The following is a 15,782-nucleotide window of genomic DNA, read 5'->3' as shown; positions in this document are numbered from 1 at the left end:
CGAATACTACAACAACGACCGGATAAAACTGCGCCTAAAAGGAATGAGCCCGGTACAATACCGGACTCATAACTCAATTTTATCCTAACTTTAAATTGTCCAACTTTCGGGGTTCGGTTCACTACGCCGGTGGGTCACTTTTTATATTTGGTTAGTTTGTGTTCATAACGAAAAAAAGGAGATTCTATTATGACGAAAAAAGGTTGCATAGCGGTTGCTTTTTTGTTTGTTTTTCTTTGTTCTTGCGGATCCGACAATAGTGTATCTAACTATACCCCTGAAAGTTTGGCAAATTCATCATCTAGTGAAGATAATCTTGAGTTGAATAATTCTAGTTCTAGTATTGCTGAAAAAAAAGTGCAGAGCAGCTCTAGTTCCCGTTCTTCTTTTGTGCGTTTCAATGAAAAAGATTCTGTTATTGTGGATACTGAAGGAAATGTTTATCCAGTTGTAAAAATAGGTGATTTATGGTGGACCACTAAAAATTCTAGAATGAGGAAGAATGGTGGCACCTGTTATCAAGATAATGAGGAAAATTGTGAGAAATATGGTACCTTATATGATTTTAATATAGCTTCAAGAGGATGTTCTTTTAATAATGGTTTTAGAATTCCTAGCAGAAATGAGTTTGAACAATTATTGGAAGCCGCTGGCGAAAATAAAGAAGAGCGGTCTGTTAATTTAAGATCTACTGAATGGTCTAATGGTAAGGATATTCTTGGTTTTGCAGCAGAGGAAGGTAAATATGGTATGGTTGGAATTGCGTTTTGGAGTTCTTCGCAGAATCCCACTAGTGCGTATTATTCTTATTACTTGTTCATAATGAAAGATGGTGCTGGTATTTATGAAGGTAATCGTAAGGATGCTTATTATGTTCGTTGTGTGTACAAATCGGATAAGTAAAATTGGATAAATTTTTTTCTCCTTGCTTCGGCGGGGATTTTTTTTTGTTTTATAGAATTTGATTTTTGTTTTATGTTTTTGAATTTTCTTTAAACACTTTTGAAAAGTGCTGAAATTTGCTTAAAATCGCCATTTTTGTTTTTGAAAAAATATTAAATGCTATTGCGTACTTAATCCAGTGTTTCTATTTTTAATATCATGAAAACGGTTACGGAATACAAAAACTATCGCGAGTATATTCTCGACTACTACAAGGAACGCAAGCGTTGTTCTGCGTTTACGTGGCGAGAATTTGCGAAGGTGGCTGGATTTGCGTCGGGTTCGTACCTGAAACTTGTATGTGATGGCAAGACGCGTCTTCGCGAAGAAGGAGCGAAAAAGACTGCGCTTGCAATGGGCTTGCTTGGCTATGAACTGGATTACTTCGTTTTGCTGGTACGTTATGAGGGAGCAAAGACGGAACAGGAAAAGAAGAAGTGCTTTGAGGAAATGCAGGCGCTTGGTGAAGCGAATCGCGTGAAAATTCTCGGCAGCGAGATGTACACTTACTACGAGACTTGGAAGCATTCTGTTGTTCGTGAATTGGCTGTGGCTATGCCGGGCGCAAAGCCGAACGAAATTGCCAAAATGTGCAAGCCTGCGATTTCTGCTGCGGATGTCAGTGATAGCTTGCGCTTTTTGCTCAAGGCTGGGCTTTTGACTCGCGATATCAAAGGGAATTACCATCAGACTAATGCTTCGCTTTCGACGGGAAATTTGAATGTGGTGGCCGTGGCGGTGCATTCGCTGTTGCGCCAGATGGGCGAGTTTGCGCTTGACGCTTTGGATAAATTGCCTATTTCGGAACGCCACTTTAGCGGCATCACGATGGGCATGACAGCCGAAAGCTACAAGAAGGTGGTGGAAGAATTGGCGGTGTGCCGCAAGCGCATTGTGTCGATTGTCTCTGCCGACAAAAAAGTTGAAAAAGTTTGCCGCTTGAATATGCAACTTTTCCCGCTGACGGAAAAGATTGAATATGGCGATAAGGATGTATAATTAAGAATAAAGGAGAGAGGCTGGAATATGCTTGCGAAATCAATAATGAAATGGAATCTTTTGGCGGCCCTCGTATGTGGGGCGTCTTTTTGGGCTTGTTCCGATGGCAAGTCTGCCGGCACGGACGAACAGGTCGAAGGCTCTTACGCTGTAAAGGACCTAGATGTGGCCGGCTTGGCGCAAAAGGGGCCGTTCGTGAAAGGGTCTGAGGTGACAGCGCAGGGTGTTGACTGTAAGACGATGGAATTCACGGACGAAAAGTTCACGGGAAAAGTCAAGAGCAACAAGGGTGACTTTGGCATTGACGATGTGAACCTCTCGGCGTCTTGTGCTTTATTCGAGGTCTCCGGCTATTACCTCAATGAATTTACTGGTGAGAAGTCTTCGAATAAGTTGACGCTTCATGCAATCTCGGATTTGAGCGACAGAAAGTCTGTGAACATCAACGTGCTCACGGAATTGGAATACGAGCGTGTGATGAACTTGGTCTCTAAAGAGAAAATGTCCTTTGCCGATGCGAAAATGCAGGCCGAAAAAGAAGTCCTTGCTTCGTTGGGCATAATGGACCTTTTTGAGTCGTTTGAAGGCATGAGCATTTATGAAAAGGGCGATGGAAACTCGACTCTCCTTGCAACGAGTGTGTTGTTGCAATCGGATTTGAATGCCGAAGAATTGACAGATCGTATAGATGCTATTGCTTCGTCTATCACGAAGACTGGCGAATGGAACGACGAAAAGACAAAAACGAAAATGGCGGATTGGGCAAGCGCTGCTAAGGACGATGGTAAATTTGAAACAGTCCGCGACAATCTAGAGAAGTGGAGCGGGTCCGATGAAATTCCTGCGTTTGAAGAGGTTGTTGAAGAGTTTGGGACCGCTCAGAAAATCCCTGAAGGATGGAGCTGGGATGTGCCTAAGGAAGCCCGCTTTAATCCGAATATCAAATATGACACGATGGTCGACCCGCGCGACAAGAAAGTTTACAAGGTCGTGAAAATTGAAGTGCCAGACTCGAATTATTCGCAGGTGTGGATGGCTGAAAACTTGAACTATGCTGATAGCGTCAAGACACCGAGCTTGAAGGGCCGCAACTGGTGCTACAATAATGATGAAAAAAATTGCAAGGTGGGCGGTCGTTATTACAGCTGGGCGGCGGCAATTGACTCTGTTGCCTTGGCGAATGATTCGAAGGAACCGTTGGTTTGCGGCTATGGTAAAAAGTGCGGACTTGATCGCGCTGTGCAGGGAATTTGTCCTGATGGCTGGCATTTGCCGTCAATCTATGAATGGGGGTTGTTGAGCGTGGCGTTAGGAACTGGCGGCGTAGCTGGCGAGCCTCTCAAGGCTTTGAGCGGGTGGGACTATGCCGGAACGCCTAACAATAACGGTACTGATAAATATGGCTTTGCCGCACTCCCGACCGGAAGAAGGCTTTCTGCAACTAGTTGGGAAAAGGTGGGCTCGGATGTTTATTACTGGAGCGCCACCGAATACAGTGCCGATCAAGGCCGGTATTTAAATATAAACAACATTTATACCAATTCTTATACGTATCAGAATAGCAAGTCTTATGGACAAAGTGTCCGTTGTGTCAAGGGGGATCCTTCGACAGCTCCGGTAAGACCTTCTTCAAGTTCTAGTGATACCGAAGGATGGAGCTGGGATGTGCCTAAGGAAGCACGCCTGAATCCGAAAATCAAATACGATTCGATGATTGACCCGCGCGACAAGAAAGTTTACAAGGTCGTGAAAATTGAAGTGCCAGACACGAATTATTCGCAGGTGTGGATGGCAGAAAACTTGAACTATGCCGATAGCGTCAAGACTCCGAGCTTGAAGGGCCGCAACTGGTGCTACAACAATGATGAAAAGAATTGCAATGTGGGTGGCCGCTATTACACCTGGGCAGCAGCAATCGATTCTGTCGCTTTGGCGAACGATCCGAAGGAACCGTTGGATTGCGGTTATGGCAAGACGTGCGGACTCAATCATAGTGTTCAGGGAATTTGCCCGGATGGTTGGCATTTGCCGACACTCCGTGAATGGAGTTTGTTGTGTGAGGCTATAGGGGATTACAGTACGTGTGGAAAGCCTCTCAAGGCTTTGAGCGGGTGGGACTATGCCGGAACGCCTGACAATAACGGTACTGATAAATATGGCTTTGCATCACTTCCGACCGGAAGAAGGCTTTCTGCAACTAGTTGGGAAAAGGTGGGTTCGGATGTTTATTACTGGAGCGCCACCGAATACAGTGCCGATGATGGTCGATATTTCAATATAAACAACATTTATACTCAAACTTATACGTATCAAAATTACAAGTATTATGGACAAAGTGTCCGTTGCGTCAAAGGGGATCCTTCGACTGCATCGGTAAGACCTTCTTCAAGTTCTAGCAAAAGCGATGAGTAAATAAAACTTTTAAGTAAAGAGGAATGCCCCGTGGCCAATATGCCGCGGGGAATTTTTGTCATTCCCGCGTTTTTTTTATTTGTCATTCCCGCGAAGGCGGGAATCTCCATGTTCCAGGAATATACCTTTCATGTTCTAAATTTGCGATTTTTTAACAAAAACTCAAAAAGTGGTAAAATTTAACCAAAAACGCAAATTTTATGTTCTGAATTGCAAAAACAAACCTATATTTGATACCATGAAGGATATCGTTGAATATACGGATTACCGCAAGTACATTCAAGATTACTACGACGAACGTAAACGCACTTCGGCGTTTTCTTGGCATGCGTTTGCGCAAAAGGCGGGCTTCTCGTCGGATGTTTATTTGAAGTATGTTTGCGAGGGGAAGAAAAACTTGAGTGTCGGCTCTGCGGGTTCTGTCGCGAACGCCATGGGCCTTGTCGGCTTCGAACAGACTTATTTCGTTTTGATGGTTTCGTACGCTCATGCAAAGGATGACAAGACAAAACGTGCCGCGTTCGAGGAACGTTGTGCGTTGGCGCTTGCCCACAAGATGCGTGTTCTCGGTGATGAAGAATTCAATTACTTTAAATCGTGGAAAAATTCTGTGATTCGAGAATTGGCTCCGCACATGCCTGGTGCAAAGCCTCTCGAAATTGCGCGTGCTTGCAAACAAAAGATTTCTGCGACGGAAGTTTCAGAAACGCTTGATTTTTTGATGAAGGCGAAGCTCTTGAAGAAGGACAAGAACGGAAACTACCAACAAACGGATAAGGCAATTAAGATGGCTCCCGTGGAGGCGGTGCCTTTGGCGGCTCGCGATTTGCAGCGCCAAATGGGGGAGTTTGCAATACAGTCACTTGAGTTGCCTCTTTCGGAACGCGTAATGTCGGGCTATACGCTCGGCCTTACGCATCGCGCTTACGAACGGATAAAAAAGGAAGTGGATGAGTTTTATCGGCGCATTGTCGCGATTGCGACGGAAGAAGATGAAACGGAGCGTGTTTATCGCTTGAATGTGCAACTGTTCCCGATGAGCGAATGGTTGAATAAAAGTGGAACAGTTTTGAATAAGGATGAGAGAAAATGAGAAACGTGTGCGAATTTTTCAAGAACGGATTTGTGGCTTCGGCTTTTGTGGCGGTATCGTTTTTGGCGGGGTGTTCGAACGATGACGTTGCTGGCGGCGCTTCGGGTGATTCGGGAGTTTACGCCATCAAGGATTTGGATGTGGCAGGCGTTTCGCAGAAAGGGCCGTTCGTCAAGGGCTCTGCGGTGATGGTACGCGGAATTGACTGCAAGACGATGAAACTTTCAGACGAGCGTTTTGAAGGTACGGTCAAGAGTGACAAGGGCGACTTTACTGTAGAAGGTGTTTCGCTCAAGTCTTCGTGCGCGGTGTTCGAGGCGACGGGTAAGTATCGTAGCGAATTTTCTGGAAAGGAAACGGATGGCGAGCTGACTCTTCGCGCATTGACAGACCTTGAAAATCGCGAAAAAGTGAATGTCAACATTCTCACAAACCTAGAATATGAGCGCATTGTGTACCTCGTGACTCAAAAGGGAAAGTCGTTTGCTGAGGCAAAAAAACAAGCTGAAAAAGAAGTGCTTGCTGCGTTTGACATTGTGGGCAGTTTTGAAGCGTTTGAGAACCTGAATATTTTTGAATCGGGCGATGGTAACGCAGCCTTGCTTGCTGTGAGCGTGATGATGCAGGGCGGTGCCGATGTTGATGCTCTCGTGGAACGTATGGACAAGTTCGATGACTCGTTTGCTGAAAAAGGCGTGTGGAGCGATTCCAGTACGAAGACTGCGATTATGGAATGGGTTTCTGCTGCTGCTGACGGACTGCTGGATTCAATCCGCAAAAATGTCGAAGGCTGGGGAATTGCTGCCGAAGTGCCTGCTTTTGAAAAGTATGTGGAAAAGTTTGGCGCCGATTCGCCGGATGCTGTGCAAAATACGATGACGGATTCTCGTGATGGAAAAACATATAGGACTGTTAAGATTGGCAATCAAGTCTGGATGGCGGAAAACTTGAACTACGAAACCGAAAAAAGTTATTGCTATAATGATTCCGTGGAATATTGCGCAACGTATGGACGTTTTTACGAGTGGAATGCTGCGATGAGAGCTTGTCCTGAAGGTTGGCATTTGCCTCTTCTGGCTGATTTTAAAACTTTAGTGGATGCATTAGGAGACTCTGCGATGGCAGGAAGTAAACTCAAGTCCACGAGTGGTTGGTTAAACGATCTCAATGGTACAGATGATTACGGTTTTACGGTGCTTCCCATTGGTGGTAGGTCTGCAAGTGGAGAATACATAAACAAGGAGTGGCTTGCGGATTTCTGGAGTTCTACAGAGAGTAAAGTCGAATTTGCGTATGTGATGCATGTGGGCGCTAACTTCAATACAGTATCATTGGATATGGACGAAGGAAAGTACAATGCGTTTTCTGTCCGTTGTGTCCAGGGTGAAAATGATTCGTTGAGATCTTATATTCTTGTGGAAGATTCGGCTGTGGCTGCCTGCAAGACGGAAAGTACAGATGATTGCGAATACGGAATGTTGACGGATGAGCGTAATGGTCAAGAATACAAGACCGTGAAAATTGGAAAGCAAGTGTGGATGGCGGAGAACTTGAACTATGAAACGGATGAAAGTTATTGTTATAATGATTCCGCCGAATACTGTACAAAGTATGGCCGCCTTTATACGTGGTCTGCGGCGTTGAATGCGTGCCCTACTGGCTGGCATCTGCCTTCGCAAAACGAGGGCTTGACATTGTTCTATTCTGTAGGAGGTCTCGACTCTGCTGCAAAAATGCTCAAATCTGTCAATGGTTGGAATGATGATGGCGCCGGTACGGATAGTTTTGGCTTCTCTGCCCTTCCGGTTGGTGATAGAGATGAGTTTAATGATTATGAAAATGAAGGTCGCTTTGCAGGTTTTTGGACTTCGACAGAAGTGAATGAAAGATACGCTGCCCATATACATTTGTTTTATATGGATGACGATGCTGCTTTGAGTACGACTTTTAATAAAAGATATGCTTATGCAGTCCGTTGCGTTAAGGATTAGAATTTTAGAAAATACTTAAATTAATTTTATGATAAGGATAAATGAATATGACGCTGAATAAAATTTTACCAGTTTTTGCATTTGGAATTTTGTTCTGGGCGTGTTCCGATAATGATGTTGCGGGTGGCGCTTCAGGTGATGCGGGCGTTTACGCCATCAAGGATTTGGATGTGGCAGGCGTGTCGCAGAAGGGCCCGTTTGTAACTGGTTCTGCGGTGACCGTGCAGGAACTGGACGGCATTACGCTCAAGCAAACAGGCAAAAGTTTCAAGGGAACCATCAAGAGCGACAAAGGCGATTTTGCCATCAAGGATATCAATTTGCAATCGCAGTACGCGATTCTTGAGGCAAATGGCTATTATCGCGATGAAATCTCTGGCAAGAAGTCGTCGGGAACGGTGACTCTTCGCGCGCTTACGGATCTTTCGAACCGCAAGACGGTGAACATCAACTTGCTCACGCATTTGGAATACGAACGCGTGATGTACTTGGTGACCGAAAAGAAAAAATCGATTGCGGAGGCGAAGGAACAGGCCGAAAAAGAAATCCTTGCAACGTTTGGCATTGAAGGCGATTTTGCAGAATCCGAAGACTTGAACATCTTCGAATCAGGTGATGGCAACGCAGCACTCCTCGCGGTAAGCGTGTTGATGCAAAGCGATGTCGATGTGGCTGGGCTTACCGAACGCATGGGCGAATTCAGCATTTCGCTTGCAGAAGGCGGCTCTTGGGATGATGCCGATACAAAGACTGCAATTGCGGACTGGGCGAGCGATGTGGATTTGAAGGGGACGATTGCGAATGTGCGCAAGAATGTCGAAAACTGGAAGTATGCAGATTCCGCGCCTGCATTTGAAAAGTTCGTGACGAACTTCTGGTGGAACAATTACGGTCTCGGTGTTTGCAATGACAAGCGTGAAAACGAAACCAGGCGCAATGTAAACAAGTTGAGTAAACTGTACGATGAATACTTTGTGTGCGAAAAAGGCCGCTGGCATGTTCCGGGCGACGAGCCTGAATCGAGTTCGAGTAGCGGCAAGGACGAATCTTCCTCGAGTATTGCCTCGTCGAGTTCCGTCTATAACCCGTTTAATTCATCGGCTTCGCAGGATTCGCTTTCTGTGCTCCCTCCAGAACTTCAGTTCTTTGAGGAGTTCTGCAGTGCCCGCGGGCCGGTGATTTATGGCGATGGCGAACAGAGGGTGTGGACGTGTACATCTTGGGCAAATGTCCATGATACCGCGACAAGAGATTCTGCCGCGAGCGCATTGGTGGATGCTTTGGGCGCGAAAGGATTTGTTTTTGAAAAGACGATGTTGAGTGATTCGTTGAAATCGTTCTATTTGCATTCGTTCTATGATAGTTTGTCTTATATCTATTCTGCGAAGAAGGGTGATCTCGTTTATAAAATTGCGATGACGAAGACTCTCTCTCCGGCAGGGGCTGGCTATGGAGCCTTCATGTTCGATGTCGCCATATTCGTGATGAAGGAAGGATTCGAAGATTTGCCGATACATATTTCATCATCGAGTGTTGCTTCTTCGAGTTCCATCTATAGCCCGTTTGTTTCTTCGTCTTCAAGTTCCGTGGAAGTTAAAAAGGACACCCTGCCGGATTTGCCCGAAGAATTGGCCTTCGTCGAGGATTTCCTTGAAAAGAAAACGGAGTACAAGGAATATGCGGATGGTGCCCAGATTATGTGGCGGGGCCAGAGTCCTGCGCTTGGAAGCGGGTGTGATTCCATTGCGACGGAACTGATAAACAAAGCCGGGGGAAAGGGCTTCGAATATGAGGGGACGTATTCCAATGATTCACTGGATAACGATTATACCGAGGATTCGTATGTTTACACGAAAACGTCTGGCGGCAAAGTCTATACGCTTGTGATTACGAAGGGCGAGGTCCGTGTTTGGACGCCGATGGGCATAACCATGCCATCGAAGATGTTCTACGTAAAGCTCGTCGTTCGCGATGAAGGGGTTGACGAGATTCCGACGGAAACTAAAAAGGACTATGATTCTCCCAAGTACAGGGAAATCCCCGAAGACCTGAAGTTTGTCTTAGATTCGACGCAGTACCATTATAGGTACTATTCGAATGACCAGAAGTGGACGTCTTGGAATGCTTATACCCGACTCGGTTCTAGTGTCGGCGCTAGTAATGATGACTATTTCGATGAAGCCAAGGCCAAGGCCGATGAATACGCCTTGATGATGGAAACGCACGGCTTTACCTTGAAGAGCCAGGAAACGCTCACCATAGACGATCTTGAGTCTATGCGATATACGGAATATACAAAATCGGATTATGACGGCGAACTGACATTCTACCGGTTCGAGAAAGAAGTCGAAAAATTCCGCTATGAGGCAGAGGTCTTTGCGGTTGTTGATTATTACCGCGATCTCGGCGCGGAAGGCTACCTGTTCCGGGCCAGAATAAATATTACCATCTACGACAAGTAATTGTTGTTAGGAAAAGGGAGAAAAGAAGCCTCGCTGGGTCACTGGCGGGGTTTTCTTGTATTCTTGGAATACATGTTTGTATTCTAAATTGCATAAATTTTTGTAAAAACGTCAAAAGTGGTAAAATTTGACTAAAATCGCCAAATCTGTATTCTAAAATGTGCAAAAGTATCTATATTTGTAAACATGAAGGAGATCGTAGAATATACCGATTATCGCAAGTTCATCCAGGATTATTACGATGAACGTAAGCGCTGTTCGGCATTTACGTGGCGTGAGTTCGCTCGAAAGGCTGGTTTTACGTCGCCGATTTACCTGAAATACGTTTGCGAGGGCAAGAAGAATTTGAGCATTGGCTCCGCAGGGTCGGTTGCCGGTGCCATGGGACTCGTCGGCTTTGAGTACGATTATTTTGTCCTGATGGTTTCTTATGCCCATGCAAAAAACGACGAGGCGAAGAGATCGGCGTTCGAAGAACGTTGTGCGCTTGCTATGGCGCATAAGGTTCGAGTGTTGGGGAACGAGGAATTCGATTACTTCAAATCGTGGAAAAATCCGGTGATTCGTGAGCTTGCTGCCCACATGCCGGGTGCCAAACCTCTCGAAATAGCGCGAGCCTGCAAACCGAATATTTCAGCGGCAGAAGTTTCTGAAACGTTGGACTTTTTGGTAAAGGCGAATCTCTTGAAGAAGGACAAGAGCGGTAACTATTACCAGACAGATAAATCTATTTCGATGGGAAACGTTGATGCAGTTCCGGTGGCGGCTCGTGATATGCAACGCCAAATGGGGGAATTTGCGGTTAAGGCGTTAGACTTGCCGCTATCGGAACGCGATATGTCGGGGCTTACGATGGGTATTACGCGCCGTGCCTACGAACGTATAAAAAAGGAACTTGCAGATTGTCGCCGCCGCATTGTGGCAATTGCAAGTGAAGATGACGAAACAGAACAAGTTTATCGATTGAATTTGCAATTATTTCCTGTAAGTGAACGGATTGATAACCGCGTTGACCGCAGTGAAAATGCGGAAGTTTTTTTGAATTCAAATAAAAATGTTAGGGATGAGGATTGATAAAATGAAAAAGAGTGTGTTCGGAAAGAGTATGGGCGTGCTCGCTCAGACAATCGCGTTTGCAATGGCTTCGGCTTTTGTTGTGGCTTGCACCGGTTCTAATGATGATGGCGGCTTTGCGGGCGGTACCACGGAAGATGCGGGAATCATCGCGGATTTGAATGTGGCCGGCCTTACGCAGAAGGGCCCGTTTGCAAAGGGTTCCGCTGTGACCGTGCAGGGGATCGATTGCAAAACACTCAAGTTTACAGATGAGACTTTTGAAGGCTCTGTCAAGAACGATAAAGGTGAATTTGTTGTTAATAGTGTTACTTTGTCGTCTACATGCGCTATGTTCGAAGTTTCGGGTTATTACCTCAACGAACTCACTGGAAAGAAGTCCTCGGAAAAGTTGACGCTCCATGCGCTGACAAACCTCAAGGATCGCAAGAACGTGAACATCAACGTGCTTACGGAATTGGAATACGAGCGCGTGATGAACTTGGTGACTGAAAAGGGCGAGACGTTTGCGGAAGCGAAAAAGCAGGCTGAAAAAGAAGTGCTTGCGTCGTTTAACATCAATGGCGATGTCGCGAAATCCGAAGACTTGAATATTCTTGAAAAGGGCGATGGCAATGCCGCGCTCTTGGCAGTGAGTGTGATGGTGCAGGCAAATGCGAATGAGGCAAAACTTGCAGAACGCTTGGATGAATATTCTGTTGCAATTTCACAGAATGGTTCATTGGATGATAAAGTAAAAACGGAAATTGCAAATTGGGCTACAAACGCTACAGCTACCGGTAAACTCGATACAATCCGCAAGAACATCGAAAGCTGGAACCTCACCGATTCTGTACCTGCATTTGAAACGTACGTGAAGGCACTTGCGGATGGCGACAGTGTTATCCTGAGCAGTGAAAGCCGATCCTCTTCTAGTAACGTCATTGCGAGCGAAGCGAAGCAATCTAGTAGCAGTTCTGTCATTCCCGCCTCGAGCGGGGATCGCCCCTCTTCTAGCAGCAGTTCATCTCGTCATTCCGGGCTTGACCCGGAATCTAGTAGTAGCTCCTCCGTCATTGCGAGCGAAGCGAAGCAATCCAGTAGCAGTGTGACAAACTCTTACTTGAATCCAAACATCAATTACGGTGAAATGACCGACTCCCGTGACGGACAAGTTTACAAAACTGTAAAGATTGGCTCTCAAGTGTGGATGGCTCAGAACTTGAATTATGAAGCGAAGAATAGTTACTGTTATAATGATAGTACGATTTATTGCGAAAAATATGGTCGCCTTTATACTTGGGCTGCTGCGATGGATTCTGTTAAAATTGGATGTGGAAATGGCTTGGTGTGTTCTCCGGCATATCCGGTACAAGGGGTTTGTCCTGATGGTTGGCATTTGCCAAGTAATGCTGAATGGAATGAAATGTTAATAATTGCAGGTGGAGGATATGTTAGTTTGGCTGGAGAGGCTCTTAAGTCACAGGGTGGCTGGCCTAGTAATGAAAATACTACAGATGCTCTTGGCTTTAGTGCTGTACCCGTAGGTTACAAGAATTACGAGGGCGTTTTTAAAAACATGAACAAATATGTTGATTTTTGGAGTTCGACAGATATTGAAGATGGTTATGCATATGTATTGATGTTGCGCTCTGAATACGATGAGGCTCACCTGGAATACGGTGGTAAGGATGATGCTGTTGCTGTCCGTTGTGTCAGAAATGAACCGGTTGCTTCATCAATCTCTTTGTTGTGTAGCGAAGAACGTGAATCCTGTGAGACATTTAACTGGAGTATTTCTAAAGAAAAATATTTAAATTCAAATATTGAATATGGTTCTTTTGTTGATAGTCGTGACGGACAAGTTTACAAAACCGTAAAAATCAGCAATCAAGTTTGGATGGCTCAAAACCTTAACTATGCCGACAGCGTAAAAACTCCAAGTTTAAAAGGGCGGAGTTGGTGCTATGGAGATCAATCTGAAAAATGTAAAGTTGCAGGTCGTTTGTATACTTGGAGTGCTGCTATCGATTCTGTGCAATTAGCAGCTAGGGATTGCGGTTATGGTCATGAATGTGCGATTCCGAGTGTCGTGCAGGGTATTTGTCCTGAAGGTTGGCATTTACCTAATAAAAGTGAGCTGTTCACGTTATCTGCTACTGCAGAAAGTAATGGCACTGGGGGCTCTGCGTTAAAATCACAAATTGGTTGGTATAATAATTCGAGAAATACGGATACTTATGGTTTTTCTGCTATTCCTGTAGGTTATAGAAGTCATACTGGAAAATATTTAGAAGCGGGTGGCTACATGCATTTCTGGGCTGATGATGAGGAAGATGCTGAATCTTCGTATGCGACGAGTTTGACTTACACCCTCAATAGTATAAGAATTTTATATAGCAACAACAAGAATGATGGACTTTCCGTTCGCTGTATCAAAAATTAGGAAATGTTAAAAATATTCGTGTTGGGAAAAAAGAAGGGTAAGAATGAATAAACTGTTACTTGAAAAATGGTTTCGGATTATTGAATTCCTAATGGTTCTCGCCATGTTTTGGGCATGCTCTGATGATAAGGGCATGGCAGGCGGCACTACGGAAGATGCGGGAATCATCGCCGAGTTGAACGTGGCAGGCGTTGCCCAAAAGGGCCCATTTGTCAAGGGTTCTGTCGTGAGTGTGCAAGGTATTAATTGCAGAACATTCGAGCTTACAGGCGAATCTTATGAAACCACTATCAAGAGTAATGGTGGTGACTATGAGGTCGATGATATTAACTTGTCCTCGGTATGCGCCGTGTTCGAGGTCTCTGGTTATTACTTGAGCGAAATTACTGGAGCGGTTTCTTCCGAAAAGTTAACACTCCGTGCGGTGACGAATCTCAAGAATCGAGATCGCGTGAATATCAACGTGCTTACGCATTTGGAATACGAACGCGTGATGTACTTGGTTACTGTGAACAAGATGTCTTTGGCTGATGCGAAAAAACAGACTGAAAAAGAAATATTTGCTGCGTTCAATATCAAGGGTGATTTTGAAGAAGCCGAAGACCTGAACATCTTTGAAGCGGGTGACGGAAATGCGGCATTGTTGGCTATAAGTGTGATGATGCAGGCGGAATTTGATGACGTGCCTCTTGAAGAACGCTTTGAAAGATTCAACGATTTTTTTGCAAAGAATGGCGTATGGTATGATTCCTATGCAAAACTTGAAATCGCGAAATGGGCTCAAGATGCCGCTGCCGATGGTAAACTTGATTCGATTCGAAAGAATATTGAAAGCTGGGGCATTGCAAGTGAAATTCCTTCATTTGAATCATTCATAAAGAACTTCGGTGAAACGGCGCTTGTTAAGTATCCTTCAGTAAATTATAGTGGTTTCTATATTGACTGGAGTATTCCTAAGGAGGCGTACTTAAATCCTGAAATAAAGTATGACTCCATTGTGGATAGCCGTGACGGACAAGTTTACAAGACGGTGACGATTGGCTCTCAAGTATGGATGGCTCAAAATCTGAATTATGCCGATAGTGTGAAAACTCCAAGTCTTTTGAAACGTAGCTGGTGCTTTGCATACAAATCTGAAAATTGTGATGTCGCAGGACGTTTGTACACATGGGCTGCTATTATTGATTCGGTGAAGCTTGCAACAGATTCCGAAAAGCCTCAGAAATGTGGCTTTGGGGAATCTTGTGTGTTTACAGAAAAGATGCGTGGCATTTGTCCTGAAGGTTGGCATTTGCCGGATACGACCGAGTGGAAAACCCTGATTTCTTTTGCCGGCGGTGATGATATTGCCGGAGAAAGACTGAAATCGCATATTGGAATGTATGAAGATTCTGGTACTGATGATTTTGGTTTCTCGGCGTTCCCTGCTGGCGAAAAGTATCGAGATCAATCTTTCTTTGAAGATAGCCGAGATGTTCATTTTTGGACAGCTTCTGAAGAATCGAAAGATGATCGTTCTTCTTGTTCCGCAGACTTCTTTTATGCTTCTGTTTGGTTTTCATGTGGCTTTAAGGACAATGGCCATTCTGTTCGTTGCGTTAGAGATGAACCGGCTGCTGTGTCGTTATCAAGTTCTTCTAGCAATGCTGATTTGAGTAGTAGCAGTGGTGAAGCGTTTGTGTCTCCGTATGAAATTGACTGGAGCATTCCTAAAGAAGATCACTTGAATCCGAACATTAAATACGATTCAATTGTGGATAAACGAGATGGACAAGTTTACAAGACCATCAAAATCGGCACTCAGGTTTGGATGGCCCAGAATTTGAATTATGCGGATAGTGTAAATACTCCGAGCCTTTTGAAGCGAAATTGGTGCTATGGTGATAAGCCTGAAAATTGTGAGTTTGGTGGCCGCCTTTATACTTGGGCTGCTGCGGTTGATTCTATAAAGCTCGCAAACGATGCCGAAAATCCGCAATTCTGTGGATACCGGACGAATTGTAATTTCCCCGCGAAGTATCAAGGCATTTGCCCTGAAGGTTGGCATTTGCCCGATACAACGGAATGGCGTACGTTGATTTTCCAAGTTTCGGATGATGCGAGTGTAGCTGGCTATAAGCTCGCTTCTCGTGTCGGTTGGTTTGAAGAAGCTAACGGCACCGATGATTATGGTTTTTCGGCGTATCCTGTTGGGGATAAGTATCGTGATTATGATTTTTCAGAATTCGCTCCTGATGACCGGACTGCCTTTTTTTGGAGCATTACTGAGAATACGCGTGACAAGCAATTGGGCTATACGTTCAGAATTTTTTATGGTGGTACCGGTTACACGGGTGACTTCAAGGATAGCGGTTTTTCAATCCGTTGCATAAAGAATTAGTAAG

General features: G+C 44.9%; 10 protein-coding genes. All 10 read left to right on the top strand.

Annotation, left to right across the window (positions count from 1 at the left end; all coding sequences use genetic code 11):
* On the top strand, positions 1-88 hold an 88-nt coding region (locus tag BUA34_RS16290), incomplete at its 5' end, for an IS3 family transposase (RefSeq protein WP_139255906.1).
* Positions 89-189: 101 nt separating this feature from the next.
* Positions 190-903: an FISUMP domain-containing protein gene (locus tag BUA34_RS11365; protein ID WP_072829652.1), complete on the top strand. Its 714-nt coding sequence runs from the start codon at positions 190-192 to the stop codon at positions 901-903.
* Positions 904-1,101: 198 nt separating this feature from the next.
* Positions 1,102-1,941, top strand: coding sequence for a TIGR02147 family protein (locus BUA34_RS11360; RefSeq protein ID WP_072829650.1), 840 nt, complete (start codon positions 1,102-1,104; stop codon positions 1,939-1,941).
* Between the two features lie 45 nt (positions 1,942-1,986).
* On the top strand, positions 1,987-4,353 hold the full coding sequence (locus tag BUA34_RS11355; RefSeq protein ID WP_254794445.1) for a fibrobacter succinogenes major paralogous domain-containing protein: 2,367 nt from the start codon (positions 1,987-1,989) through the stop codon (positions 4,351-4,353).
* Positions 4,354-4,591: 238 nt separating this feature from the next.
* The gene (locus BUA34_RS11350) at positions 4,592-5,446 is read left to right on the top strand and encodes a TIGR02147 family protein (protein ID WP_072829646.1); all 855 of its coding nucleotides are present in this window, start codon (positions 4,592-4,594) and stop codon (positions 5,444-5,446) included.
* Complete coding sequence (locus BUA34_RS11345; protein ID WP_072829644.1) at positions 5,443-7,437, top strand: fibrobacter succinogenes major paralogous domain-containing protein; 1,995 nt, start codon at positions 5,443-5,445, stop codon at positions 7,435-7,437. Before BUA34_RS11350 ends, BUA34_RS11345 begins: the two co-directional genes overlap by 4 nt.
* A 47-nt stretch (positions 7,438-7,484) precedes the next feature.
* Positions 7,485-9,899, top strand: coding sequence for a hypothetical protein (locus tag BUA34_RS11340; RefSeq protein ID WP_139255931.1), 2,415 nt, complete (start codon positions 7,485-7,487; stop codon positions 9,897-9,899).
* 186 nt (positions 9,900-10,085) lie between these two features.
* Positions 10,086-10,973: a TIGR02147 family protein gene (locus BUA34_RS11335; protein WP_072829641.1), complete on the top strand. Its 888-nt coding sequence runs from the start codon at positions 10,086-10,088 to the stop codon at positions 10,971-10,973.
* Positions 10,974-10,977: 4 nt separating this feature from the next.
* Positions 10,978-13,398, top strand: a complete 2,421-nt coding sequence (locus tag BUA34_RS11330) for a fibrobacter succinogenes major paralogous domain-containing protein (RefSeq protein ID WP_072829695.1) — start codon at positions 10,978-10,980, stop codon at positions 13,396-13,398.
* Positions 13,399-13,441: 43 nt separating this feature from the next.
* A complete protein-coding gene (locus tag BUA34_RS11325) occupies positions 13,442-15,778 on the top strand; it encodes a fibrobacter succinogenes major paralogous domain-containing protein (RefSeq protein WP_072829639.1) in 2,337 nt (778 codons plus the stop codon).
* Positions 15,779-15,782: the final 4 nt, after the last annotated feature.

The sequence above is a fragment of the Fibrobacter sp. UWB12 genome (assembly GCF_900142485.1).
GTDB lineage: Bacteria > Fibrobacterota > Fibrobacteria > Fibrobacterales > Fibrobacteraceae > Fibrobacter.
Note: the sequence above shows the minus strand (reverse complement) of the source record. Positions and strands in the feature narration are given on the sequence as shown.